29 protein-coding genes are annotated in these 25,602 nt (G+C 46.7%); all 29 read right to left on the minus strand.

Annotation, left to right across the window (positions count from 1 at the left end):
- Window positions 1-45: 45 nt before the first annotated feature.
- Entirely contained in the window at window positions 46-849 is an 804-nt protein-coding gene (gene spo0A / locus ACN6NF_RS14705; RefSeq protein WP_013371763.1) for a sporulation transcription factor Spo0A, read from the minus strand.
- 216 nt (window positions 850-1,065) lie between these two features.
- Window positions 1,066-2,226: a SpoIVB peptidase gene (gene spoIVB / locus ACN6NF_RS14710; protein ID WP_474318326.1), complete on the minus strand. Its 1,161-nt coding sequence runs from the start codon at window positions 2,224-2,226 to the stop codon at window positions 1,066-1,068.
- A gap of 123 nt (window positions 2,227-2,349) precedes the next feature.
- Complete coding sequence (gene recN, locus ACN6NF_RS14715) at window positions 2,350-4,068, minus strand: DNA repair protein RecN (RefSeq protein ID WP_474318327.1); 1,719 nt, start codon at window positions 4,066-4,068, stop codon at window positions 2,350-2,352.
- Between the two features lie 58 nt (window positions 4,069-4,126).
- Window positions 4,127-4,576, minus strand: a complete 450-nt coding sequence (gene ahrC, locus ACN6NF_RS14720) for a transcriptional regulator AhrC/ArgR (RefSeq protein WP_013371768.1) — start codon at window positions 4,574-4,576, stop codon at window positions 4,127-4,129.
- 16 nt (window positions 4,577-4,592) lie between these two features.
- On the minus strand, window positions 4,593-5,069 hold the full coding sequence (locus tag ACN6NF_RS14725; protein ID WP_474318328.1) for a hypothetical protein: 477 nt from the start codon (window positions 5,067-5,069) through the stop codon (window positions 4,593-4,595).
- A gap of 154 nt (window positions 5,070-5,223) precedes the next feature.
- The gene (locus ACN6NF_RS14730; RefSeq protein WP_474318329.1) at window positions 5,224-6,075 is read right to left on the minus strand and encodes a TlyA family RNA methyltransferase; all 852 of its coding nucleotides are present in this window, start codon (window positions 6,073-6,075) and stop codon (window positions 5,224-5,226) included.
- A gap of 75 nt (window positions 6,076-6,150) precedes the next feature.
- Window positions 6,151-8,049: a 1-deoxy-D-xylulose-5-phosphate synthase gene (dxs, locus tag ACN6NF_RS14735; RefSeq protein ID WP_474318330.1), complete on the minus strand. Its 1,899-nt coding sequence runs from the start codon at window positions 8,047-8,049 to the stop codon at window positions 6,151-6,153.
- 107 nt (window positions 8,050-8,156) lie between these two features.
- Window positions 8,157-9,080, minus strand: coding sequence for a polyprenyl synthetase family protein (locus ACN6NF_RS14740; RefSeq protein ID WP_474318331.1), 924 nt, complete (start codon window positions 9,078-9,080; stop codon window positions 8,157-8,159).
- The gene (gene xseB / locus ACN6NF_RS14745) at window positions 9,052-9,312 is read right to left on the minus strand and encodes an exodeoxyribonuclease VII small subunit (RefSeq protein WP_013371773.1); all 261 of its coding nucleotides are present in this window, start codon (window positions 9,310-9,312) and stop codon (window positions 9,052-9,054) included. The genes ACN6NF_RS14740 and xseB overlap by 29 nt, the downstream gene beginning before the upstream one ends.
- Window positions 9,302-10,615: an exodeoxyribonuclease VII large subunit gene (gene xseA, locus ACN6NF_RS14750; protein WP_474319063.1), complete on the minus strand. Its 1,314-nt coding sequence runs from the start codon at window positions 10,613-10,615 to the stop codon at window positions 9,302-9,304. Before xseA ends, xseB begins: the two co-directional genes overlap by 11 nt.
- 66 nt (window positions 10,616-10,681) lie before the next feature.
- Entirely contained in the window at window positions 10,682-11,539 is an 858-nt protein-coding gene (gene folD / locus ACN6NF_RS14755; protein WP_474318332.1) for a bifunctional methylenetetrahydrofolate dehydrogenase/methenyltetrahydrofolate cyclohydrolase FolD, read from the minus strand.
- Window positions 11,540-11,576: 37 nt separating this feature from the next.
- A complete protein-coding gene (gene nusB / locus ACN6NF_RS14760) occupies window positions 11,577-12,026 on the minus strand; it encodes a transcription antitermination factor NusB (protein WP_474318333.1) in 450 nt (149 codons plus the stop codon).
- Window positions 12,027-12,161: 135 nt separating this feature from the next.
- Window positions 12,162-12,395, minus strand: a complete 234-nt coding sequence (locus tag ACN6NF_RS14765; protein WP_013371777.1) for a DUF2273 domain-containing protein — start codon at window positions 12,393-12,395, stop codon at window positions 12,162-12,164.
- A 15-nt stretch (window positions 12,396-12,410) separates the two neighbouring features.
- On the minus strand, window positions 12,411-12,950 hold the full coding sequence (gene amaP, locus ACN6NF_RS14770) for an alkaline shock response membrane anchor protein AmaP (RefSeq protein ID WP_013371778.1): 540 nt from the start codon (window positions 12,948-12,950) through the stop codon (window positions 12,411-12,413).
- A 73-nt stretch (window positions 12,951-13,023) separates the two neighbouring features.
- The gene (locus ACN6NF_RS14775; protein ID WP_013310820.1) at window positions 13,024-13,437 is read right to left on the minus strand and encodes an Asp23/Gls24 family envelope stress response protein; all 414 of its coding nucleotides are present in this window, start codon (window positions 13,435-13,437) and stop codon (window positions 13,024-13,026) included.
- A 125-nt stretch (window positions 13,438-13,562) separates the two neighbouring features.
- Window positions 13,563-14,906, minus strand: a complete 1,344-nt coding sequence (accC, locus tag ACN6NF_RS14780; protein WP_474318334.1) for an acetyl-CoA carboxylase biotin carboxylase subunit — start codon at window positions 14,904-14,906, stop codon at window positions 13,563-13,565.
- A gap of 61 nt (window positions 14,907-14,967) precedes the next feature.
- Window positions 14,968-15,459 (minus strand): acetyl-CoA carboxylase biotin carboxyl carrier protein, encoded by a 492-nt coding sequence (accB, locus tag ACN6NF_RS14785; RefSeq protein ID WP_016822291.1) that lies wholly within the window; start codon window positions 15,457-15,459, stop codon window positions 14,968-14,970.
- A gap of 138 nt (window positions 15,460-15,597) precedes the next feature.
- On the minus strand, window positions 15,598-16,419 hold the full coding sequence (locus ACN6NF_RS14790) for a SpoIIIAH-like family protein (protein ID WP_474318336.1): 822 nt from the start codon (window positions 16,417-16,419) through the stop codon (window positions 15,598-15,600).
- Between the two features lie 62 nt (window positions 16,420-16,481).
- Window positions 16,482-17,123 (minus strand): stage III sporulation protein AG, encoded by a 642-nt coding sequence (gene spoIIIAG, locus ACN6NF_RS14795; protein WP_264215815.1) that lies wholly within the window; start codon window positions 17,121-17,123, stop codon window positions 16,482-16,484.
- A gap of 16 nt (window positions 17,124-17,139) precedes the next feature.
- Window positions 17,140-17,907 (minus strand): stage III sporulation protein AF, encoded by a 768-nt coding sequence (locus ACN6NF_RS14800; protein WP_474318337.1) that lies wholly within the window; start codon window positions 17,905-17,907, stop codon window positions 17,140-17,142.
- Between the two features lie 38 nt (window positions 17,908-17,945).
- Window positions 17,946-19,136, minus strand: a complete 1,191-nt coding sequence (gene spoIIIAE, locus ACN6NF_RS14805; RefSeq protein WP_017427498.1) for a stage III sporulation protein AE — start codon at window positions 19,134-19,136, stop codon at window positions 17,946-17,948.
- A gap of 12 nt (window positions 19,137-19,148) precedes the next feature.
- Window positions 19,149-19,538, minus strand: a complete 390-nt coding sequence (gene spoIIIAD, locus ACN6NF_RS14810) for a stage III sporulation protein AD (protein WP_013371785.1) — start codon at window positions 19,536-19,538, stop codon at window positions 19,149-19,151.
- An 8-nt stretch (window positions 19,539-19,546) separates the two neighbouring features.
- Window positions 19,547-19,750, minus strand: coding sequence for a stage III sporulation protein AC (gene spoIIIAC, locus ACN6NF_RS14815; RefSeq protein WP_010345636.1), 204 nt, complete (start codon window positions 19,748-19,750; stop codon window positions 19,547-19,549).
- A gap of 12 nt (window positions 19,751-19,762) precedes the next feature.
- Complete coding sequence (gene spoIIIAB, locus ACN6NF_RS14820; protein ID WP_474318338.1) at window positions 19,763-20,281, minus strand: stage III sporulation protein SpoIIIAB; 519 nt, start codon at window positions 20,279-20,281, stop codon at window positions 19,763-19,765.
- Entirely contained in the window at window positions 20,274-21,269 is a 996-nt protein-coding gene (gene spoIIIAA / locus ACN6NF_RS14825) for a stage III sporulation protein AA (protein ID WP_474318339.1), read from the minus strand. Before spoIIIAA ends, spoIIIAB begins: the two co-directional genes overlap by 8 nt.
- A gap of 391 nt (window positions 21,270-21,660) precedes the next feature.
- Window positions 21,661-22,914 carry an aspartate kinase gene (locus ACN6NF_RS14830; RefSeq protein WP_013371788.1) on the minus strand — a complete coding sequence of 418 codons (1,254 nt, stop codon included), beginning with the start codon at window positions 22,912-22,914 and terminating at the stop codon, window positions 21,661-21,663.
- A 196-nt stretch (window positions 22,915-23,110) separates the two neighbouring features.
- Window positions 23,111-23,668, minus strand: coding sequence for an elongation factor P (efp, locus tag ACN6NF_RS14835; protein ID WP_013371789.1), 558 nt, complete (start codon window positions 23,666-23,668; stop codon window positions 23,111-23,113).
- A 33-nt stretch (window positions 23,669-23,701) separates the two neighbouring features.
- Window positions 23,702-24,775 (minus strand): M24 family metallopeptidase, encoded by a 1,074-nt coding sequence (locus tag ACN6NF_RS14840; protein WP_040103444.1) that lies wholly within the window; start codon window positions 24,773-24,775, stop codon window positions 23,702-23,704.
- A gap of 74 nt (window positions 24,776-24,849) precedes the next feature.
- The gene (locus tag ACN6NF_RS14845; protein WP_474318340.1) at window positions 24,850-25,440 is read right to left on the minus strand and encodes a YqhR family membrane protein; all 591 of its coding nucleotides are present in this window, start codon (window positions 25,438-25,440) and stop codon (window positions 24,850-24,852) included.
- Window positions 25,441-25,602 lie beyond the last annotated feature (162 nt).

Consider the following 25,602-nt stretch of genomic DNA (forward strand, 5'->3'; position numbering starts at 1 on the left):
GCTGACAAATGTCAAAGTCGGAATCCATTAATCATCCTGATCCTTTCAGGACACCTTATTCTCGATCCGCAGCTTATCTGCCACCATCGCTATAAATTCTGAATTGGTTGGTTTTGACTTGCTGATATTAATAGTGTAACCGAACAGGTGAGAGATGCTGTCGATATTTCCACGGGTCCATGCTACCTCAATAGCATGACGAATGGCGCGTTCTACACGGGATGCCGTCGTTTTGAACTTTTCGGCAATTGCCGGATATAGAGTTTTAGTGATGGCTCCCAAAATTTCAATATTATTGTACACCATGGTAATGGCTTCACGTAGATATTGATAGCCCTTGATGTGAGCTGGTACGCCAATCTCATGAATGATAGCCGTGATGCTGGCATCCAGGTTTTTCGTCTTACCCATAGGCACAACGTTGGACCGCATGGATGAAACGGTTACCGGGCTGTTGCTGACTAATTGCGGTCCTACCAATTGGCGTATACGGTTAGCAAGCACTTCCATGTCAAACGGCTTCAAAATATAATAAGATGCCCCGAGTTGAACGGCCCTCTGTGTAATATTTTCTTGACCGAATGCAGTCAGCATAATGATTTTCGGTTGTGGAGTTAGGTTCATTTCTCTCAAACGCTCCAATACACCGAGACCATCCAGATGAGGCATAATAATATCTAAAATAAGTACATCAGGTATGTTGCGGGATTCTGCGATGCGTTGGAGTACTTCTTCACCGTTGAAGGCGATTCCTGTAACTTCCATATCCTCCTGATCGGAAATATATTCAGCAAGCAAATTCGTAAATTCCCGGTTGTCATCAGCCAACAATACCTCAATTTTTTGCAATGTACTTCCTCCTTAGTGAGTGTTATTCCATTGGGACATCTGTTTGCATTAAATAAATATTTCTTGTCGGAGTATATGATTTCGACATCGAATTATGAATTCCTTCTGTCGAAAATTATTTTTATTTATTTTTTTTATAAATTCAATTATAATTGAATTTTTATCTTGCAAATCTGAGTTATTCCTCTCCTTTTCGACAAAAAAATCTTAAGGCCACTAGCTCGCCTTAAGATTAGAGGATGACTTCAAGCTCAGTTTATTATGCATGATTCCTGCGTCACGCAACATCCATTCGATAAAACATCCGTAACCTGATTTAGGATCATTAACAAATACATGTGTTACAGCTCCAATCAGCTTACCATTTTGGATTATCGGACTCCCACTCATTCCTTGCACAATTCCGCCGGTCTTATCTAATAGCTTTGGATCTACAACCCGAATCACAAGCCCTTTGGTTGCCGGCTTATCCTGCTGAGAGATGTGTACAATTTCTGCCTGAAAACGCTGAATTTGTTGACCTTCCAGTACAGTCAAAATTTCTGCTGGTCCTTCTTTTACTTCATTCGCAAGTCCCACCGGAATAGGCGTCGAATACAATCCATTTTGCGGCTCATCTGACATTTTCCCAAATATACCGAAGCTTGTATTTCGTTCAATATTTCCTAATATCCGATGATCTTTGAGAAAATGAGCACGCTTTTCTCCTGGTTCTCCACTTTGGCTCTTCGCAATTGACGTCACATTGGATTGTACAATCTCTCCGCTACCCACGACAATAGGCGTTTGAGTATTCATATCCGTAATTACATGACCCAAGGCCCCGTAAACCCCCTGATCTGGCGCATAAAACGTTAATGTGCCTACACCTGCAGCCGAGTCTCTAATATATAACCCGAGTCGCCACGCTTTATCATCTTGATCATATGCTGGGGTTAACTTGGTGGAGATCGTCTGCTCGCCTCGACAAAGCGTAATGTCAAGCGGCTTTTTGTTTTTACCTGCCTCGTCCACGGCTTCCGCTACCCTGGCAAGACTATTGAGGGGTTTGCCATTCATGTGTGTAATCCGGTCCCCTAGGCGAATACCAGCTGTCTCACCAGGTGAAACCTTACGATCATTGCTTTCCTGAATGATATGGTGACCAACGACAAGCACTCCTGAAGATTTTACTTTGACCCCGATCGTCTGGCCCCCTGGGTATACTTTCAAATCGGGAACCACGCTTTCCTGGGTTGTTTTCATGCTTTTAGAGCCGAACAAATCCAAAGAAGCTTGTAGAGGCAGCGCTGCTTGCACATGCTGAGCGTTACCGAGAGAACACATAAGAAAAACAAGCAAAAGACCGAGCAATTTGATCCTGGAGAAAAAATTCAATGGCTGTCACGCTCCCTTTGCTTCTTTCGCTTGACGAGTAAAGGTGGTCGCCAATTGCGTACCTATAAGGTAACCTTGCCCCCAGGCTTTTATAACTGTTAATCATTACGCCAGCCGCTCTTTTCAGGCTTTCTTTCCTTCCGCCAAATTAAGCATTTCCTGTGCGTGATGCAATGTTTTTTCGGTAATTTCTACGCCGCCCAGCATCCGTGCCAATTCTTTGACACGACCTTCTTCCGTCAGTCCCTCAATTTGAGTCATGGTTCGTCCGTCATGCACATTTTTTTCAATCAGGTACTGATGATCTGCCATACACGCCACCTGCGGCAAATGAGTAATGGAAAACACCTGACAAACGGAAGACAAACGATACAGCTTCTCGGCTATAGACTGAGCTGCACGACCACTTACCCCGGTATCCACCTCGTCAAAAATGAGCACCGGTATTTGATCATGACGCGCAAAAATACTTTTCATTGCCAACATAATACGTGATAACTCACCACCAGAAGCGATTTTACCGAGTGGGCGAAGTGGCTCACCTGGATTGGGCGAAATCAGAAATTCCGCATTATCTATCCCTTGCTTGGTAGGTCGTACCTTTAGACCCTTATATTCATATCCCCGTGGATCTTCAATTGGATCAATGCGTACCTTGAGTGACGTTCTTTCCATTTGAAGATCTTTTAATTCCTGCTCTACTTGCTCTGCAAGCTCTTCGGCACAAATTTCACGCGCCTCTGTAAGCTCTTCAGCAATCTCCAGTAAATCCGAAAGCAACTCACCCCGCTTTGCAATGAGCTGCTCCAGCCGCTCATCTTTATTTTCCAACAGATCGGTTTCCTGCTCAATACGGCTATAGTATTCCAAAATCTGTTCTATACTATCACCATATTTTCGCTGTAGTCCGGTAATTTGATTCAAACGTTGCTCCACCTCATGCAGCTTGCCTGGATTAAATTCAATATCTTCACGATAAGAACGTAATTGAAACGCTGCATCCTCCAACTGATAGAAAGCAGACTGAATCTGCTCCGCAATGGGCTGAAGACTTTTACTATCATAGCTCTGAACATCATTTAATCTGGACAACACGTTATTGATCGTATCCAGCCCGCCTCTGCCACTTAACAGCTCATATGCTCCTGATATTCCATCCATCATTTTCTCACTATGGGATAGCTTGACCCGTTCCTCTGCCAATAATTCATCTTCACCCAATTTTAACTCTGCCGCAGCGATCTCTTCCAATTGGAAACGATACATGTCCAATAGCTGATAAGCCTTTTGACTGGAGCTTTGCAATTCCCTTACTTCTTTTTCCGCTTTGACAAAAGCATTGTAGCGCTCCCTGTAAAGCGCTTTGACTGGACCGATGACTGAATCACCGAACGTATCCAGCAGCGCCAGATGGCGATCAGCACGCAGCAAGCTTTGATGCTCATGCTGCCCGTGCATATTAACGAGTTGCTCACCTACCTCACGCAGCATCGTTAAATTAACCATCTGACCGTTAATTCGAGATGAACTTTTCCCTTGAACCGTAAGTTCTCGACGAATTAGCAAATGTTCCTCTGGATTGGCCTTAATCCCTTGTTCCTCCAACGTATTCCAAACGGGATGTTTGATCGGCAATTCAAACAAGGCTTCCATTTCTGCTTTATCACAACCGTAACGCACAAGGTCAGCAGAGCCCCTGCCACCCGCAATCAGCCCAAGTGCGTCGATAATAATGGATTTACCAGCACCAGTTTCCCCGCTCAATACATGAAATCCTTTATAAAAATGAACATCGACAGTCTCTACGACTGCCAAATTCCGTATAGACAAAGTGACCAGCATCGTTCTTTCACCTCTATGATGTACAAATTAAAACGCCTAATATGCGTAGCCTTTATAATTAGGAAATGTAGCCCATAAGACGATTCACGATAGTTTCACTGTTTTCTTCCGATCGGCATATAATCAAAATGGTGTCATCCCCGCTAATCGTACCCATGACCTCAGACCATTCAATATTGTCTAACAAAGCAGCAATCGAGTTAGCTGTTCCTGGCAGGCATTTCATCACAATCAGATTGGTTGTGTAGTCAATATGCAAAAAGTTGTCAACCAATGTACGTTTCAGTTTCTGCGTCGGATTGTAACGCTGGTCTGAAGGCATCGAATATTTATATCTGCCGTCGTCCATTGGAACCTTTATGAGCAGCAGTTCTTTGATATCCCGGGATACAGTTGCCTGTGTGACCTGGAAACCAGCCTCACGCAATGCTTCAACTAGATCATCCTGCGTTTCAATCTCATGTTGTGAAATAATTTCCCTGATTTTAATATGTCGTTGACCCTTCATATAATCCTCCTATGGATTAACCTTCATATTCCTCTTCTTCGAGGTCTTCCACTAATGTAATAAGGCGAATACTTTTCTCGTCCGTATCAACGTACAATACCCCCGCACAGCCCGGATAGAGCAGCAAATATGGCATAAGCCTGTCCCTTAAATCAGGACCGTTCCACTCCATAGGTTTCTTGCGGCGTGACGTTTTGACCATATATGTCGAACCGTTACGTACAGCTACGTAGTCAATAAACAAACGGCTATACACGGTATGTCCATTTACTTCAAAAGCAAGCGGTATTTTCATTTTCCCGCCCACCACTTCATATCCTGCTTCCTCTAGTTGGTCCACAGCAGGTCCTTCGTTCAAATCCTCGTTAATCGGTATCGTTTTTAGCACAAGCGGTCCCGGCTCCTTTAACCAGGCACGCAGGCTATATAAAGCCCATATCCCTAATATCACCCCGATCACAGTAATGATAACCGTATCGTATCGCGTGTCCATGAACCGATCACCTCATGGACATATTCTAGGACATGACGTAAAATTCCTTTTCATCTGTACATCCATTATAGGCGAACGTGAGTTCTACAAGCAATCCCTCACACCAAAAAGAGGTTCTCTTAAGTTCACAGAACTCATGGAGAACCCCTGAATGTCACTTACGCGATGGGCCATTATTAAAAGTCTGACCTGCTTCCTGAACAGTTTGTTCAATCAGTGGACTGTAATCCATCTTCTCCAACTGCGATTCTGCGGCTGGGAGCCCATCCAAACGCCAATGCGCTAAAAATTCAATATTTCCTTCGCCACCTGTAATAGGGGAATAGGCCAAGCCTTGCAACGTTAGTCCAAGCTCATGTGCAAACATCAAGATGGTCTGCAGCACTTCTTTATGCGTAGCAGGATCTCGAACCACGCCAGATTTCCCAACCTTTTCGCGACCAGCTTCGAATTGAGGCTTGATTAGAGCTACAATATCAGCAGGTTGATGCAATAATGCAAGCAACGGCGGCAAAATAATTCGTAACGAAATAAATGAAACATCAATACTTGCGAAATTAGGCACAGGGCCGCTCAAATCCGCAGGTGTCATATATCTGAAATTCGTTTTCTCCATAACGCATACACGTTCATCATTACGAAGTGACCAATCCAGCTGATTATACCCCACATCAATGGCATACACGTACTCAGCTCCATGCTGAAGCGCACAATCCGTAAAGCCTCCAGTTGATGAACCGATATCCAGCATCGTCCTGCCCTTCATGTTCAGCTCGAATTGACGGATGGCTTTTTCGAGCTTCAACCCTCCACGGCTTACATACGGATGCACCGAACCTTTAACTTTAAGCTCGCTGGAACGTGGTACCTTCATTCCTGCTTTCTCGATCCGTTCGCTGTCCGCCAACACTAGACCTGCCATGATCGCGGCTTTAGCTTTTTCACGACTTTCAAAAAAACCTTGTTCTACAAGCAATACATCAATGCGTTCCTTCGGAACAGACATGTTAATCTCCCTTTAGGCAGCCAGGCTGCTCTTGTCATACTTTTTATAATATCATGTTGTTTACTTTAAGTTATCCTATACAGATTGCCCCATGCCATATGCTGGCTCAGCGGACCACTTACGCAGCTTTAAGCACACAGCCTCAACGGTAAGTCCCACTTCAGCGCGCTGCTCTTTGATGGAGCCGTGCTCCACAAACAAATCGGGAATCCCCATTAAGCGCACCTGTGCATCTTGTATTTCTTCTTTAGCGTAAAATTCCAGTACAGCGCTACCCAAACTTCCTGCTTCAGAAGCTTCTTCCAATACGATCAGCTTCGTATGCTGGCGGGCCAGCTCACGCAACATCTCATCATCCAAAGGCTTAAGGAAGCGAGCATTCACAACCCCCACTTGCATCCCCTCACGTTTCATTGCCTCCGCAGCCTCTGTCGCCACTTGAAGCATCGGTCCTGAAGCGATTACAGCAAAGCCTTCACCTTTACGCAGAAGCTCCCAACTGCCGATGGGAATAGCCCGCAATTCTTTATCCAACGGCACACCAACCACATTAACACGTGGGTAACGATAAGCAATTGGACCGTCTTCGTAGTCAAGTGCTGTTTTCATCATATGGCGCAGCTCATTTTCATCCTTTGGCATCATAAGCACAAGATTCGGGATATGACGCAAGAATGCTACATCAAACACGCCATGATGAGTTTCACCGTCAGCACCAACAAAACCAGCACGATCAATCGCGAACATCACATTGGCATTATGACGACAAATATCGTGCACAATTTGGTCATATGCACGCTGCATAAAAGTGGAATACACCGCAAATACCGGCTTCATCCCTTCCATTGCTAACGCTGCACACATGGTTGCAGCATGCTGCTCAGCAATGCCGACGTCGATCATACGTGTAGGAAACTCTTTACTAAAAGGTACTAGTCCTGATCCACCAGGCATTGCAGGGGTGACCGCAATGATACGCTCATCCTGCTCAGCAAGCTCAATCAGCGTTCTACCGAAAATCTCCGTATACATCGGATTGCCTACAGCTTTGAGTACCTGACCTGATTCAATTTTGTATGGACTGATGCCGTGCCATTTGTGCGAATCAGCTTCCGCAGGCTTATAGCCTTTACCCTTGGTGGTTACGACATGCACTAATACAGGGCCAGTAACGTTATCAGCCTGCTGAAAAGTCTCAATTAGCTTGGACAAATCATGTCCGTCCACCGGGCCAAGATACGTAAGTCCCAACTCCTCAAACAGCACACCTGGCACCATCATATATTTAAGACTGTCCTTGACACGGCCAGCCGATTTCGCAAGTTTACCGCCTATCGCGGGTATTTTTTTCAGCAAAACTTCCAGCTCATCCTTTGCCCGCAAATAGTGACGGTCCGAGCGAATTTTGCTCAAATAATTATGCATGGCCCCTACATTCGGGGCAATGGACATTTCATTATCATTCAGAATGACCATTAAATTTTTACGTTCATGACCAATATGGTTTAATGCTTCGAAGGCCATGCCCCCAGTCAACGCACCGTCCCCGATCATTGCAATAACTTTATTGTCCTCGCCCTTCAAATCACGTGCCAGGGCCATCCCCATTGCAGCCGAAAGGGAAGTGCTGCTATGTCCAGCTTCCCAAACATCATGCTCGCTCTCACTTCTTTTTACAAAACCACAAAGTCCATCACGCTGACGAAGTGTATCAAAACGATCCATTCGCCCTGTCAATATTTTGTGCACGTAGGCTTGGTGCCCAACGTCATAAATCATCTTGTCCTTTGGACTGTTATAGCAATAATGCAGGGCGATCGTGAGCTCAACCACTCCCAGATTCGATGCCAGATGCCCCCCAGTCACGGACAGCTTCTCAATCAAAAAGCTCCTGATTTCCTCGGCTAGAGAAGCCAACTCCTCAACCGACAGTGATTTCAGATCGCCTGGTTGCTTTATGTGTGGAAGCAGCACGCATATCTCCCCGCTTTCCTTCAAGTTTGTGTGTAAAGTTAACAAGTATTATATCACACTTTTGGACTGTGCTTAAACGCAGACAAGTCAAACCAGTTCTAACGCTACTAATGATCACGCTTCATCAGGTAATCCGCTATCTCCAGCAAGCGTGAAGAATCGGGAATACCACCTTCTGCAATCACTTTTTTGGCAGACGCTGTGAGTTCCTCCACTTGTTGTAGAGATGCGTCCATACCGATGAAATACGGATAGGTAACCTTCTCCTGTTCAACATCACTCTGTGTTTTTTTCCCCATTTTGCTTTCATCGCCTACGAGATCCAATATATCGTCCTGAATTTGAAAGGCCAGGCCCAGATCTCGTCCAAAACGGCGAAGCGCCTCTAGTTGACTTTTGTCTGCCCCACCAATCCGTCCACCTGCCAAGAGTGAGAAAATGATCAAATCAGCCGTTTTGTGAAGGTGGATATATTCCAGTTCCTCGATCCCTGTCATTCCCTGCTCGCCTGACATATCTGCGACCTGTCCACCTACCATGCCTCTGGCACCGCTCATTTCCGATAAATCCTCTACTATGGACAATAGCGCATCGGAAGAAACCCCGTGACGACGCCCCGCCTGCACGATGCTATAAAACGCATGGGTCAGCAAAGCATCGCCCGCAAGAACAGCAACTGCCTCGCCGTATACCTTATGATTCGTCAGCTTTCCTCGCCGATAATCATCATCATCCATCGCCGGCAAGTCGTCGTGAATGAGGGAATACGTATGTACCATTTCTACCGCACATGCTACTGGCAACGCTGCTTCCCTGCTTCCACCAAATGCTTCCGCAGCGGCGATCACAAGCAGAGGCCGCAGCCGTTTTCCGCCTGCGGTCAGTGAATAGTTCATAGATTCTCGAAGAACATCTGGAATGTCCCAATGCGCCGGAAACTGCTCGGTCAATGCAGACGAAACTGCATCCGCCGTCACAGTCAAATATTCCTTGAACGACAGTCTATTCAAGCCCTTCACCGCCGTTTTCATCCAATCCGCCGCCGAAAGGCTTCTTGCGCAAATCTCCATCCTCTTCCACGATCATTTCAATTTTTCGTTCGACCTGTTCCAGCTTCTGACTGCAAAGCTGAGACAGCTTCATCCCCCGCTGGAACAAATCAATGGCTTGCTCCAGAGGAACGTCTCCATGCTCCAGTTGTCCGACAATTTCTTCAAGAGCAGCCATGGCCGCTTCAAAATTCAATTCCGCTTCATTCGCCACCGTGCTTCGCGTCCTCCTTCATTCCCCATACTTGACAGTCTAACTGCCCGTCACTCACTTTTATCTTGATGGAATCTCCCGGTTGTACATCTTTGAGCGACTTGATTAGCCGTTTCTCCTGCTCATCGTATACCAAGCTGTAGCCTCGGGCCATGACTTTGAGCGGACTCAGCGCGTCCAGCTGACGGATCCCGGTATGCAGCTGCTGTCGTCCCGTTTTTGTGATCGCACGCATCGCAGACTCCAGCTGACGTTGTGCCATATCCGTCTGCTTGCGCGCCGAACGAATTTGTTCACGCGGATTAAAACGCTCTAGTACCTGACGCATACGCGCGTTTTTCTCTGCGTTTAAATGTGAACGGTTAGCCGCTGCGCGGAGCAGACGCTGATGCAGCATGTCCATCCGCTCTGCATGCTGGAGCATGTAGCGGCGCGGATGCAACAGCACTGGCGAACGCCGAAGCCTCATCAAGCGTTCACGACTGGCTTCCAGCCGCTGCCTAAGGGCATTGCGTAACCGCTGCTCCCGCTGAAGCAGCTGATCCCGAAGCTCTCCCTGGTGAGGCACAGCCAGCTCAGCTGCTGCGGTCGGCGTCGCTGCGCGCAAGTCAGCCACAAAATCGGCTATGGTAAAATCCGTTTCGTGTCCAACTGCCGAAATCACAGGAATGACCGATGCGTAAATGGCACGCGCAACCACTTCCTCATTAAACGCCCACAACTCCTCTAAGGAGCCACCGCCCCGTCCGACAATCATCACCTGAACCTCCTGCATACGATTCATGGCTTCAATCGCCTTAACGATCGAGGGGGCAGCACCTTTTCCTTGCACAAGAACTGGATATAACACGATTCCAGCCTGCGGGTATCGCCGTTGAAGTGTGGTGATAATATCACGCACAGCCGCTCCGGTCGGTGACGTAATTACGCCAATGGTTGCCGGGTGGGCAGGTAGATTCCGTTTGCGAGTGGTATCAAACAGCCCTTCTGCATCAAGCTTTTGTTTGAGTTGTTCATAAGCCAGATAAAGGCTGCCTATACCGTCAGGCTGCATTTGAGTCGCATAAAATTGATATTGTCCATCCCGTTCATACACAGATACGTTTCCCCGGGCGATAACACGCGTACCTTCTTTCGGTACGAAAGGGAGCCGTCTATTATGGGTCGCAAACATAATCGAACGTATCCGGCTCCCCTCATCCTTGAGCGTAAAGTACATGTGACCACTCGAATGATGCGTAAAGTTAGATATTTCCCCGCGTATCCATACATCAGACAGCACCTGATCGGATTCCAGTTTCATCCGGATATAGCGATTCAGGTCCTTTATAGAATAAATACGTTGTTGTTCAGCCACCGGCAGCTGCCTTTATGCCAAACCGTGCGACCGCTTGGCCGCTACGAGCGTATTTTGCATCAGCATTGTAATCGTCATTGGGCCTACTCCGCCGGGAACAGGCGTAATCGGACCAGACACTTGCTTTACGCTCTCAAAATCAACGTCACCCGCCAACTTTCCGTTCTCCAGACGGTTCATTCCCACATCGATAACTACTGCACCCGGCTTTACATACGAAGCATCAATAAAATTGGCTTTACCGATGGCAACGACCAAAATATCCGCTTGTTTACTGAGCTCGGCAATATTCGCTGTACGAGAGTGACACATCGTAACCGTAGCATTTTCACGCTGCAGCAATAAAGAGACCGGCTTGCCCACGATATTACTACGACCAATAACCACTGCATGTTTACCAGCTATTTCCACTCCAGCGCGCTTGATTAACTCAATGACTCCAGCGGGAGTACAAGGCAATAGACTATCATCGCCGATGACCAGGTTCCCTACGTTTACCGGATGAAATCCGTCAACATCTTTTTCCACTGCAATCGCATCAATAACAGCTTTTTCCTGAATATGCTTTGGCAACGGCAGTTGCACCAGTATCCCATGGATATTACTTTGATGATTCAGCTTATCCACCAGCTTGAGTAATGCTTCCTGCGAAGTATCTGCCGCCAATCGATGAACCTCTGAGTAGTAGCCGAGATCATGACACGCCTTTTCCTTATTTTTAACATACACTTGAGAAGCAGGATCTTCGCCTACCAGTACAACAGCCAGTCCGGGTTGAAAGTCGTGTTCTTTCAATCGAATGACCTCTTGCTGAATGCTTGCCCGAATATCCTGAGAGATTTGTTTACCATCAATGATCGGTGTTGACATGTTTAACCACTCCCCAACCTGATTCAGTAGTCTCTAATTAGAAACGTGCTTTCAATTGCTCCAGCTCTTGTATAACTCGTCCCAGCACACCATTAACAAATTTACCCGATTCCTCGGTGCCAAAGTGTTTCGACAACTCAATGGCTTCATTGACTGCTACCTTGGCTGGAACATCCTCGCGGAAAATCATTTCATATACCGCAAGCCTCAAAATTTGACGATCCACACGTGAAAGTCGGCTAATCTGCCAGCCTTTCAGGTAATCCGCCAACAACCCGTCAATGGCTTCTTTGTGTTCCCATGTGCCATGCACATGTTCCAAAACGTATGCTCTTAACACTGCCGCGTTTTTAATTACGACTTCGGCTTCATTTTCCTCAGCCGCTTCCTGAAGCAGCATGTCCACAGCTGCCGCTGCTTCCACTTCATTCATTTCCATATGGTACATACTCTGTACCGCTAATTCCCTCGCCAGACGTCTTTTCATGCCCTGCCTCCTACGCTTGCCTATATCTATTTTTCATTCTAACCAATTTCCACAAAAAAACCTGTGAACGCATCCTCCAAAACCGTTGGGCGCAAATAGCTACAGCTGTATTTTGGAGAACACGTATCACAGGGTTCATTTAAAAGGACGCCAACGTTGCGACAACCACTCGCTCCATTCTTTCCAAGGGAGGAATGAACCAAGCGCTGAATCGCTACGTCTTCCTAGCGTATATCCGATGAACACCATCAATGCAAAGAACAACATATTCCAAAAGCCTGCCCACAAATAAATAAAACCGAAAAAAATACCGGCCGTGATCCCCATGATCCGGCCCTTGTAACTTCCCCATATTTCTTTCCAGGGCATCAGGGAAAATCACCTCTATTCCACACGACTCTTAAAGCTTGGTGACTGAGAAACATTGGCGATGTACACCGACACATTGGATACTGGAATTCCTGTAATCTCTTCCACATGGTCGTGTACCCCCTTTTGTACCTCGGAGGTTAACACCGGAATGGAGCTTTCCCCGTCAACAATCGCCCGAATCGTAATATCAAGTCCCGATTCCAACACACGAACGCGTGCTTTCAGATCCTGCATCCCGCGAAATCGGGAAGCCGCTTTGAGGCACAGGTTTTCGATGGTATCCACCGAAATCTGAATATCACCGTATTCGGTTCGCTGATCAATAGAATGCTGTACGGTTTGGTTCCGTCGAATAGAGATATAAAAAACCCGAAGACTCAATAACAACAGAACACCTGCAATAATCAAGCTGGTAAACCACACCACTCGCTCATCCTCAATACTTAAAACATACGGAATGGCCCCACTCAGGAGGAGGATGGCGAGAATGGAGATAATTCCGATACTTAAGCTGTACAAAAACAGCAGAAGTCTGTCCATAACTTTAGCCACGAAACGCACAGCCTCCTTAAATTAGAGTAAACCCTCGACCCATAAGGGTCGGGGGTTTGTACAAAGTATCGCTCTATTTAACCCGTCCGGCGCCCAGCACTTCCGGCTCTTCTACTTTTTCAGCATTTTTGAATTGAACATCATGAATTTGCACGTTCACTTCTACCACGTTAAGACCTGTCATGTTTTCAATGGAACGCTTAACATTATGCTGAATAGCAGCAGCCACCTCAGGCAGACGGTTACCATACTCAATAATGACGGAGACGTCTACAGCAGCTTCACGCTGTCCGACTTCCACCTTTACACCTTTAGATAAATTTTTGCGGCCTAGCAGTTCGGCAAATCCGCCAGCAAACCCGCCACTCATTCCCGCTACGCCCGGTACCTCAACGGTAGCCAGTCCGGCAATGACTTCAATCACTTCTGGGGCAATTTGAATCTCCCCAATTTCTGTACGTTCGAATTCGGTTGGCACTGTGCTCATACCTTCAACACCTTTCGGTCAAAATAAGTTTCATTCCAGCTTTGGATATCAAAGCAGACATGCTCACTTATTATCCATACTATATCATTTGGCGTTCATTATGACAAACTGAGGAAATATACCGATTAAACTTCGTTTTCCTCCAAAAATTTAATATCAAAATCGCCTTCAATAAAGGTCGGATGCTCTAGCAAGCGCTGGTGAAAAGAAATCGTTGTGGGTATGCCCTCAATAGCAAACTCAGCTAAAGCCCGCTTCATTTTGGCAATCGCCTCCTGCCGTGTAGGTGCCCATACAATCAGCTTGGCAATCATAGAGTCATAATAAGGAGGAATGCTATAACCTGGATAAACAGCGCTGTCTACCCGCACTCCAGGCCCGCCTGGAGGCAGATAAAATCCGATTTTACCCGGTGCAGGCATAAAATTACGATCCGGGTCCTCAGCGTTAATACGGCATTCTATTGCCCAGCCATTAATCGTGACTTCTTCCTGCGTAAAGGAAAGCGGATGTCCTTCAGCGACCGAAATCATTTCTTTAATCAGGTCTACACCAGTAATCATTTCTGTTACTGGATGTTCCACCTGAATACGTGTGTTCATTTCCATGAAATAGAATTTATTGTCCGGGCCAAGCAAAAATTCGAGCGTTCCTGCGCCAGAATATTGAACGGCCAAAGCTGCACGAACAGCTGCCTGTCCCATCTCTTCACGAACATCCTGTGATAGTACCGGACATGGCGCTTCCTCCAACAACTTCTGACGACGACGCTGCACAGAGCAGTCCCGTTCGCCCAAATAGGCAACATTACCATGCTTGTCCGCTATGATCTGTATTTCCACGTGTTTCATACCTGTCAAATATTTTTCCAGGTACACACCCGCATTGCCAAAGGCCTTTTGCGCTTCCTGCTGAGCAGTCGTGATCTGCTGGATTAGGTTATCCTCATCTTCGGCGATACGAATACCTTTACCGCCACCACCTGCCGTGGCCTTGATAATGACCGGATATCCGATATCACGTGCGATGCTGATTGCATCCTGCACATCCTCAACCAGTCCATCTGAACCTGGAATTACCGGAACCCCAGCATCCTTCATGGTCTGCTTGGCTACAGCCTTATCTCCCATTTTGTTAATTGCTTCAGGAGAAGGTCCAATAAACGTAATATTGCACGATTCGCAAATTTCAGCGAAGTCTGCATTTTCCGCCAAAAAACCGTAACCTGGATGAATGGCATCACATTCAGTCAATGTAGCAACACTCATCAGGTTTGTAAAATTAAGGTAGCTGTCCTTAGACAACGTCGGTCCGATGCAGTAAGCCTCATCTGCGAGACGCACATGCAACGAATCCTTGTCAGCTTCCGAATATACGGCAACTGTCGAAATATTCATTTCGCGGCAAGCGCGAATGATACGAACTGCAATTTCTCCACGGTTCGCGATTAATACTTTTTGAAATGTCATGACTTTATCCTCCCTGGGAGCAGTCTTGCCGAACCCTCAAAAAAGGGGACAAACAAGCTTCTTACTCCGGTTTCACAAGGAACAATGGCTGGCCATACTCAACCAACTGTCCGTTTTCGGCCAAAATTTCCACAATTTCGCCCTTCACTTCAGCTTCCAACTCGTTCATCAACTTCATCGCTTCAATGATACATACCGTTGTTTTATCGCCTACTTTACTGCCGATACTCACATACGGGGCCGTATCCGGGGATGAAGAACTATAGAAAGTGCCTACCATCGGAGATACGATTTTATGTAGATTGCTTGCATATTCCTTCGGTTCCCCAGCAGTTGCATGTCCAACATCGGACTGTACTTGTGGATTCGGAATTGCAGCTTGTGGCGCCACTGTATAAGCAGGTGCTGTTACAGGAGCCTGTACCGTAACGATCTCGCTTTTGCCCGGTTTACGGATCATGAGGCGAGTTCCTTCATTTTCAATTTCAAGCTCATGCACAGACGTTTCATCCACCAGCTTGATCAATTCCTTAATCTCGCTTAATTTAAACATCTCTATTAATCACTCCTTCAGCATTTTGCCGGTTGCTGATAACATTTTTGAAACAGCTTTATGTATTATATCACAATCATTAAAAATAGAAAGAGCCCGGGATTATGCAGAAATCCGGGCTTTTTCGCGTTTTTTGTCTTATTGTGTAACATACTGGACACTGATCTTGTCCTGCGTAACGTTTAATTCCTTCATGACTTTATCGACAATCGTTACCGCTTGCTTAGCATCCAATTTTTCACTCAGAACCACTACTTTGTATTTATCAGCATCTTCCTCGCGGACTACCGCATTGGCGAACTGCTGCTGTAGCTCTTCCTCGATGCCGGTAATTTTGGCCTGTTTGTCTTCAAGTACATGTAATTCTTTTTGCGCCTCTGCAGCTTTCTGAGGTGTACTATCATTCATTGCTGTAGTCAGCTCGTCATTTTTCTTTTGATTTTCCACATCCCGCTCCAGCAAATAGTTGTCAATTACAGCTGCCGCTGTTGGTTGGGCTGCTTGTTCGCTTGCCACTTGATCAAGTACCTGCTTGTCGGTTTTAGTGCTAGAAGCTGCTTTGTCATCACTTTTAGCTGTCGTGTCTGTCTTAGCTGCAGTTGTGTTTTGATCGGATGCATTCGATTCAGTAGCAGGGGCGGCCGCTGTGTCTTTATCACCTTTGGATGGTTCAGTTGCTGGATCAGTTGTAGAAGCTGTGTCCTTTGTGGAAGTATCTGCTGTTCCGTCAGTTACTTCTCCATTTGTTACCACTTCATTTACTTTCAGCTCATTCATTTGTTCTTCAGCCTTTGTCGTTGCTTCCTGGGCAGCATCCTGTTTAACCTTACTCACCTGCTCGCTGTTTGCCACAGGCGGATTTGCCGGGCTTGAGTCCTCCGTAAACAAATAATATGCAGACAGTACCACCATTAAACTCAGCATGGACACCAGCCAAACGGTTTGTCTTTTATTATTCATGTTCTGTCCTCCATATTCATAAGTAGTTTGCAATATTAACTTCTTTGTTCCCCAATTCCATATTATCCCTGCTTACGCGGAACGACTGATATTTTGTATGAAGGTACGTTTAGTCCCTTCTGCACTGCATCCACAATGAGCTGCTTCACCGTAGGGTTTTCTGCCCCCATAGCCACAACAAGCACTCCCCTTACCTGTGGTTTTACTTTTTTGGTAACAATCGGGGTGTGCTGACCGCCCGATGATTCATAGGTGACAATCTCACCATCGCGTGTATATTGAGTAGTGTGCCTTTGTCCACCATTGGCGTCCGACTCGTTATTTTCTTCCTGCATGTCCTTCACATTCCGTTGCACGATCACTTCTTCGGTAGAATCTACAGTCACCATCACATCGACGGTTCCTACGCCAACAATCTGCTCCAGCATCTGTTTCATATTGTCCTCGAAAGCCTTCTCGATTCCGGCAAAGGAACTGTCCTCACCTACTGTTGTTTCTAACGCAGGCTCATTTTTCATTACGCCTGGCGGTTCTCTCCCTACGTTTTCCGGGTCGACTTTTTTCACATTAACGAATGAATTAAAGAGCATAATCGCTACACCGATAAGGCCAAGAATAAGTAGCCAACGAAATGAATTGAACCTTTTCGCTCCGTCCCCCCCTCCACCCATCCATTGCTCCAGCTTTTTCCTCCATTTGTCCATTTCGGTTCACCTCCTGTTACCATTCATGTGTTCCATCCTGCGAATTAATCACCTGAACATGTGTGCTGTCGATCCCCCATTTTTCACGTAGAATTCCTGTGATTAAGCCAAAAGCTTTCTGATCCGCAGGTTTGCCATCCTCTGTGGTTTCGTCAGAACTACGAGCATCTTCTCGCGTTTCTTCATTATGATTAGAGGTTTTTGACGGTGTCGGCTCCACACGAATATTCACTGTCTTTTCAGCTACAGGCTCCACCATAATCGGCTTGACATCTGTACCCGGCAGGACGCTTGTGTTTTCTTCTTTTTCTGCCTTCTGCTCCGCCAGTTTGACCACTACTGACTGAACACCCGTTCCTGCCTCTAGCCCCGATTCTTTCTGCTGAATCTGCGCAAGGGTCACCTGGACCGACTGAATTGCTAACCCGGTGTACTGCTCCAATTGTCCTTTCATTTCCTTAGCTACCTCTTTGCCTGCCCATTGCATGGAGCTTTGTTCCTGCTGTTGCTTTAGCTTGTTGCCTTTGGCTAAGATCTCCTCCAATGTCGGTTCCCTGTTACCTGTCTCTGCCTGGCGTTGCAGATCCAATGCTCGCCCCAAAATCTCTGAGGGACTGCTGCTCAGCAAGCGCACAATCGGAGACAGCAATGTCAGCAATACAAGCAGGCTGAGTACGAGTTTGACATACCTTTCCATAGATCGGCTCGGTAAGATCATATCGACAAAAGAAGCCAGCAGCACGATTAGCACCAGTTCCTTGAGCCAGCCTCCCAGCCAGGTCACGTCACTCGCCTCCCTCTCGTTGGATTGTGTGCATGTATTCACCTCATCATGACCGTCATGTTGCCTGCTGCGAGCATGACGGTAATCGCAAGAAAGGACATTAATCCCACGGCCGCCAGTGCCGCGAAAACATAAATCATACTCTTGCCGATGGCATCCAGACATTCCACAATAGGCGTATCTCCCAAAGGCTGCATGATTGCTGCGGTCACTTTATAAATGAGAGCTAGTGTCAGAATCTTGAGAGCAGGAAAAGCGCACAGGAACAAAATAATGATGACTCCCACAAGGCCGATGGCGTTTTTAACGAGCAGTGATGCCGAAATGACCGTATCCGTCGCATCTGCCAGCGCCTTGCCTACCACCGGAACAAAGCTACCTGTAATATATTTAGCTGTGCGGATCGTTAATCCGTCAGTAACCGAAGAGGTTAACCCCTGCACCGAAATAACTCCTAGAAAAATAGTCAGAAGCACTCCCAGCACGGCAACACCAGCGTTCCGCAGTAGATCAGCTAACTGGGTCAGCTTATATTTGCCCGTAAGCGAGTTAACCAAGTACAGCACAGCCGAGAAGAACAGCAGCGGGAATACAAGCGTATGAATGACTGTTCCGACCGTGTTGATCATAAATACAATCAGCGGGTGGGTCACCGAAACCGTGACAACGTTACCCATCGAGGCCAACATGGTAAACAGCAAGGGCAACATCGCCATCATGAAGTGAATCATACTGTCAATTGCTTCTTTGGCATAACCAATCGCTACACTAAAGCTATTAATCGCCAGAATGATAATGACCATGTACACGATAGCGTAAGCAACTTTGCTGACCTGCTTGCTTTCAAAAGCGCTTTGCAGCGTTTCCAGCACCATACTCATAATGCTGAGCATGACGATGGTGACGAGCAGCTTGGCATTCACCCGGATTTCATGGATGAAAAAATCAGCTATGGCCATCAACACACCTTTTATGCTGAATCCTTCACCACCCGGAAGCAGCATGTCCATGAAAGAAGGCGTTTTCTGGTCAGGGAAAAATCCGCCGTATTGCTTCATAAGTCCGTCCCAATAATGTTCAACATCATCTTTGGGCATTTGCTCCGCCTGTTGTCTGATCCATTCGTTTGTAGGTGTATCTGCGAAGAGGACCGCCGCCGAGGCGCACCAGAGACATAGCAGCAAAATCACAATGACTTTGAGATTCGGCATGCCCCCCAGCCTTTTCATGGCATCACCCCCTCAGGCGGGCATCAGCTTCAGAATGGTATCAATAATAATGCTGATAATCGGGATTGCGAGTACCATGATAAGTACCTTTCCAGTAAGCTCTATTTTGGAAGCTATACCGTCTTGCCCCGCATCCCGTACGATCTGTGCTCCAAATTCAGCAATATAAGCGATACCGATTATTTTTAATACGGTTTTAAAATAAATCATGTCCATCCCTGAAGACCTGGCCAATCGCTCCAGTACAGCAACCACAGATCCGATCTTGCCAATCAGCAGTAAAAAAATGACGATTCCCGCAGCTGTTGCAATCAAAAAGGCAAACATCGGCTTCTGTTCCTTGATTACTAAGATGAGAACTGTGGCAACGAGGGCGAAGCCCACCACTTGTATGATTTCCATGTGTTCACCTACTGAAAAAGAAAAATAGATTTGATCTCTTGCAGAAGGTTATCCAGCATTCGCACCACCATGAACAGCACGACAACAAAACCAATGACCGTCACCCAATGAGCCATGTCTTCCTTGCCCATTTGCTTTAGTACGGTATGAATCATAGCGATAATAATGCCAATTCCGGCAATCTGAAAAATTGCGTTCACTTCTAAATTCATTCGAGCACCCCGCTAATAGATCAAAATGACGATCAATGCTCCGATCAGCAGTCCCAGGCTTCTGCTCATACGCTCGTATCTCACCTGATCTGCCTGCGCCTGCGCTTCTTCATGGGATAACTGCTGGATGGTCAGCGCAATGTGCTTGATCTGGTCTTCACGGTCGCTGGTTCCAAGGCTGTAAGCAAGCTGCCGCATTGCTTCCTTTTCGGCCTGCTTCATAGAGGAACGGCTCCACGAGACTTCAATCGCTTTGTGCAAGCTTTCTCTGGCGGTCAGGCCAAAAGAGGGGTGCATCCAGCGTGAGGCTTGCTGAAACAGAGTACGCAGCGGCTCTCGCAAGGGCTCTCCTGTTTTGGCGAAAGCATCTGGTAACGGAGACACCCCGTAAGTAACCTCGGTGGTCAGTCTTTGCAGCGCGAGAATTAACTCTCTGATTTGCCGCGGCCTCATGGCAAATTGCCTTGCCCGCTGCCAACCTGCCAGTGTGGTGGCTAGTATAACCAAGACAGCTCCCAGCAGCTTAAGCATAGGAGATGCCCCCATTCTGCCCTTCCCCCGGCAGCGTCAGCCTGCGCTGCTTGGCATCTGCCAGGCGAAAAGAGACGCCCCGGCTCGTCCGCTCCAGCATGACGTAGAGCTGGAACAGCTCCTGTCCTGTAGCTAATCCGGTAAAGGCAGAGCGGCTTGCCATATCAGCCAAATCGCGGCCATGTGCGGAAGCAATGACTGCGATGCCTGCATGAAGTGCTTCACGTACCGCCTCTGCATCTTCTGGTCGCCCGATTTCATCCACAATCAGGACATCAGGTGACATCGAGCGAATCATCATCATCATGCCCTCTGCTTTCGGACATCCGTCCAATACATCGGTGCGAGGTCCGACATCAAAACCGGGGATGCCCTTGTGACTGCCAGCAATCTCAGAGCGTTCATCTATAATGCCCACCTTAAGTCCATTTCGTCGCCCTCCGTTGCTTTGCATCCCTCCGTAACTCAGTTGCCGAGCTAAGTCCCTGAGCAACGTTGTCTTGCCATGCTGAGGTGGTGACAAGATGAGCGTATGCCGTATCATCCCGGATTTTCGATCCGCTACATAAGGCAATATCCGATCAGCTATGCCAGGAATGGCCCGAGCGATGCGTACATTAAAGCTGCTTATATCTCGCAAATGCTCTACTCGCCCTCGGTTGAGCACGGTTCTCCCTGCCAAGCCAATACGATGACCGCCAGGGATCGTAATAAACCCTTTGCGAAGCTCCTCCTCCATGGTGTACAGGGAATGATTACTGATAAAATCCAGCAATCGGTGGGCATCCTCGCGGTTAGGCTTATAGGCTTCAACAGGATTCAAAGTCAATTGGCCAGCAGTCGTTACAAAATGATGATCACCATTCGCATTAACTTCCAGCGGCCTTCCTTCCCGGACCCGGATTTCTTCCAGTTGCTTAAATACCGTTTCTGGAAGCTTTCCGAGTATACCGTGCAACGGTTCCGGAAATAACTCCAGCCATTCCATACCAGTGCCGCCCCCTCACAGTTGTCCTTTTTCTTTAAGACAAGTCTATGGCTGACTCTCGCTTTTTATGCCGAAAATATATTGAAAATTCAGTCGAACATTTGCTCACTTCTATCCGCGTCCAGTAGACCTTTCGCCCACTCATTCAAGCATCTTTCCCTGCTTTGTATAATAAAAAAAGGCTCCCTTAAAGCCTTGGCGGCTAAGGGATACCCTTGAATAAAAATGCTAGTTTTAGAGCAAAAAGAGGCTGCTCCATAGTCTGACTCTCACTGATGGAACAACCTCTTAACCTACTGCTGTATTCTATGATTTAACCATCTATAAATAGGGAGCGAATAATATATCGACCTCTCCCCGTCATAGCATTTCTCTAAATCATTTGATGTTATTAACGACGGTCTTTAGGTCCGCCCACAAACGCTTGCTCCTCGGTATCCAGATTATAAGCTGTATGCAACGCTTGAATAACCTCATGAAGCTTTCCAGCTTCAATTACACACGATACCTTGATTTCGGATGTGCTTACCATTTTAATGCTAACGCCTTGCTCGGCCAGCACAGCAAACATTTGCGCTGCAACACCCGGGTGGCTAACCATTCCCGCACCTACAATGGATACCTTTACCAGGTTTTCCTCAGACGTTACTTCACGGTATGGAAGCTCCCCGCGAATACCTTCCAGCGTCTTAAGTGCGGCTTCACGATCCGTTAGAGCTACCGTAAAGGAGAAATCTGCTTTTCCAGCTTCAACCCCGCTCTGTACAATAATGTCTACATCAATTTTGGCTGCTGCCAGTGTTCCGAAAACTTTCGCCAGTACACCAGGGATATCTGCAACGCCCAAAATACTAATTCTTGCTACATTTTTATCATATGCAATTCCACTGACTACAACGCCTTGCTCCATTACTGCATCCTCCTTTACGACTGTTCCTTCATTATGGTTAAAACTAGACCGTACAATCAACGGTACCCGGTTATGTTTGGCATACTCTACCGCACGGGGATGTAAAACAGCCGCACCTAAATTGGCTAATTCCAACATTTCATCATAAGAAATTTCTTTTAGCTTACGTGCCACCTTCACGATCCGTGGATCTGTTGAATATATGCCGTCCACATCCGTGTAAATTTCACAGGCATCCGCTTGAATTGCCGCCGCCAGCGCAACGGCCGTCGTATCAGAACCACCACGTCCCAGCGTCGTAATATCTCCATCTGCAGACATCCCCTGGAAACCTGCTACAACAACAATCTTGTTGCTACTCAGTGCATCCAGCACACGCTGAGGTTGAATATCCGTAATCCGAGCCCGACCAAAGTCAGATTCAGTACGGAAGCCTGCCTGCCATCCCGTAAACGATACCGCTTCATGACCCAGCTGCTGAATAGCCATCGACAACAATGCGATTGAAATTTGCTCGCCTGTCGTCATCAACATATCCAGCTCACGTGCAGGCAACTGCTCATTTAATAATTTGGCCTGGTCAATCAATTCGTCTGTCGTGTCTCCCATTGCGGAAACGACCACTACACATTGATGCCCTTCACTCTGCTTCTCAACAACGCGTTTTGCCACGCGTTTCATGCGCTCCGTGTCACCGACGGAACTGCCTCCGAATTTCATGACATACAAAGACAACGATATTCACTCCCTCAGACTCAACAGTATGTAACCTTGAGATGGCACCAAACGATTGGAACGTGACATCCTGCGGCATAACTTTAGTACAGTATAATACGAAAGTGCTGTGTGGAGCCAATGTTTTTTAATATTCGTACATATAAAAATATCCCCTGCCCTTAATAAGGACAGAGGATACCGGAAAATGTAAATTCTATGCGCGAGACATGTATTTGCCATCACGAGTATCAATTAACAATACGTCGTCTTGGTTAATAAACAGAGGAACTTGAACATTCAAGCCTGTTTCCAGTTTGGCATTTTTGGTTGCACCTGTAGCTGTATTCCCTTTAATGCCTGGTTCTGTTTCAATAACTTTGAGTTCCACGCTGGTAGGCAGGTTGATACCCAGGATTTCTCCGTTGTAGCTTATGATATTTACATTCATGTTTTCTTTCAGGAAGTTAAGCTCCCATTTCAGCTGATCGCTGGACAATGTAAATTGATCATATGTTTCGTTGTCCATGAATGTATGATCATCTGCACTAGCATACAGATAAGATACACCACGATTTTCGATTTGCGCCCGGCCGATTGTTTCACCCGCACGGAACGTACGTTCAACCGTATTACCGTTACGCAGGTTTTTCAACTTGGAGCGTACGAATGCTGCGCCTTTACCCGGTTTTACGTGTTGAAAATCCAGAACTGTAAAAATATCTCCGTCTACCTCGACGGTCAAACCTGTTTTAAAATCATTAACGTTAATCACTAAAATACCCCTCCTACAGGACTGTTATCGTTATTAAACGACTGTAAATTCTTTGCTCGAATGCGTTAATACTTTGATGCCGCTATCTGTAATAACGATATCATCCTCGATCCGTACACCGCCCAATCCAGGCACATAGATACCTGGTTCGACCGTTACAACCATGCCCGGCTCCAGAATATCATCACTTGCCTTCGACAGACGTGTAGATTCATGCACTTCAAGACCCAGACCATGACCTGTACTGTGTCCGAAATTGTCTCCATAGCCATGGCTCGCAATAATATCCCGGGTCAGCGCATCCGCTTCACGGCCTGTCATGCCCGGCTTAATATGTTCGAGTGCGTGAAGCTGTGCCTTAAGTACAATATCGTAGATCTCACGCAGCTGAGGCGCCAAATCTCCTTGTGTAGCCACCGTACGAGTCAAATCGGAGCAGTAACCATCCAGCAACGCACCAAAATCAAACGTAATCAGCTCACCTGCTTGTACTAACTTTGCACTGGCTACCCCATGAGGCAATGCCGAACGAACTCCGGATGCCACAATCGTGTCAAATGAAGAAGAAGTAGCTCCCTGCTTGCGCATGAAGAATTCCATTTCCAGATCCAGCTCACGCTCGCTGACTCCTGGTTTGATGTAAGGTAAAATGTGTGCAAATGTAGCATCTGCCAAATCCGCTGCCCGTTGCATCACTTCCAGCTCTTCCGCATCCTTGTACACCCGCAGCTTTTCCACAATGCCCGATACCGGAACCAGCTTAATAGGTGACAAATCTTCACTATAAGCTTTATGTGTCGCGACAGTTACATCATCCTGCTCAAAGCCTGTTTCGCTAATCTGATGGGAAGACAGCAATTCTTTTACTGTTTCCATGACCTGCGCAGCGTGCTGCACTACCGTAAAGCCTTGGGCTTGTTCGGTCGCTTGTGTCATATAACGAAAGTCAGTCAGCAAGTAGCTATGGGATTCTGTAATCAGCACATAGCCAGCTGAACCTGTGAAGCCTGTCAAATATCGACGATTGACAGGGCTAGTAATCAGCATAGCCCGCAGATTATGCTCGCCCAGCGCCTGCCGCAACTTTAGCACCCGGTCATTCTTCATCTTCATTCCGCTCCCCTCTGTCAAATAACCAAATGCTATTTTAACACAGGGGATAGGCGCTTGAGAAGTTTTTGTTACGTTCTGTCCCCAGCCTTCTCAGGCTCGCGCATTCTTTCATCCGTATACTCGACAGCAACGGTATATCCGATAAATAGTCCCCACAGTATAAATACGCAAACTTCTGTATATATGGAATTCCATGTTAACCGATAAGGAGGGTTCATCATCCCTAACTTAGGACCTGTTAACACAAATAAAACAACCCACCAAATCAGCCCGTATATAATGCCGGGTATAGGACCATTAAACCTGCGCAAAATCAGAGTGTACACCAATGACGCTACCACGGACAATGCAATAAAAAACAGCAGCCCTACCAAATGCCCTGCCATGGTGTTCATGAACGAATGCTTGAAAAACGGCTCTGCCAGAAAGCCGGGCGCCACTACTGTAAAGTGCAGCGTATAAAATAGCCAGCGAAGCAATCCCCAGAGCAAACCCGCAAAAAAACCCAGCTCAAGTGCAAAGGGAATGAGCGGTGTATGTACCTTGCCTGACTGTTGTCTGCCTCTATTACTGTTGTCATGATGATTACGTTGATCTTGAGATTCACGGGACTGTTCCTGATCATGACCTATTTTCGGTATAGAGTAAGTTTCACTCATGTGGTTGGATCTCCTTTCAAATATGCATAAATTTTCTCATGGTAAGGACTCATGTTATAAGGAAAGCATGTACTTCCACCAGATTCATGCCTATCCATTTTGAGAGGTAGTATGCTCCAATGAGGGGTAGTTTAACAATGAAGTTGAAGAGTGGAATTAATA

The organism is Paenibacillus sp. TSM33, assembly GCF_056099025.1.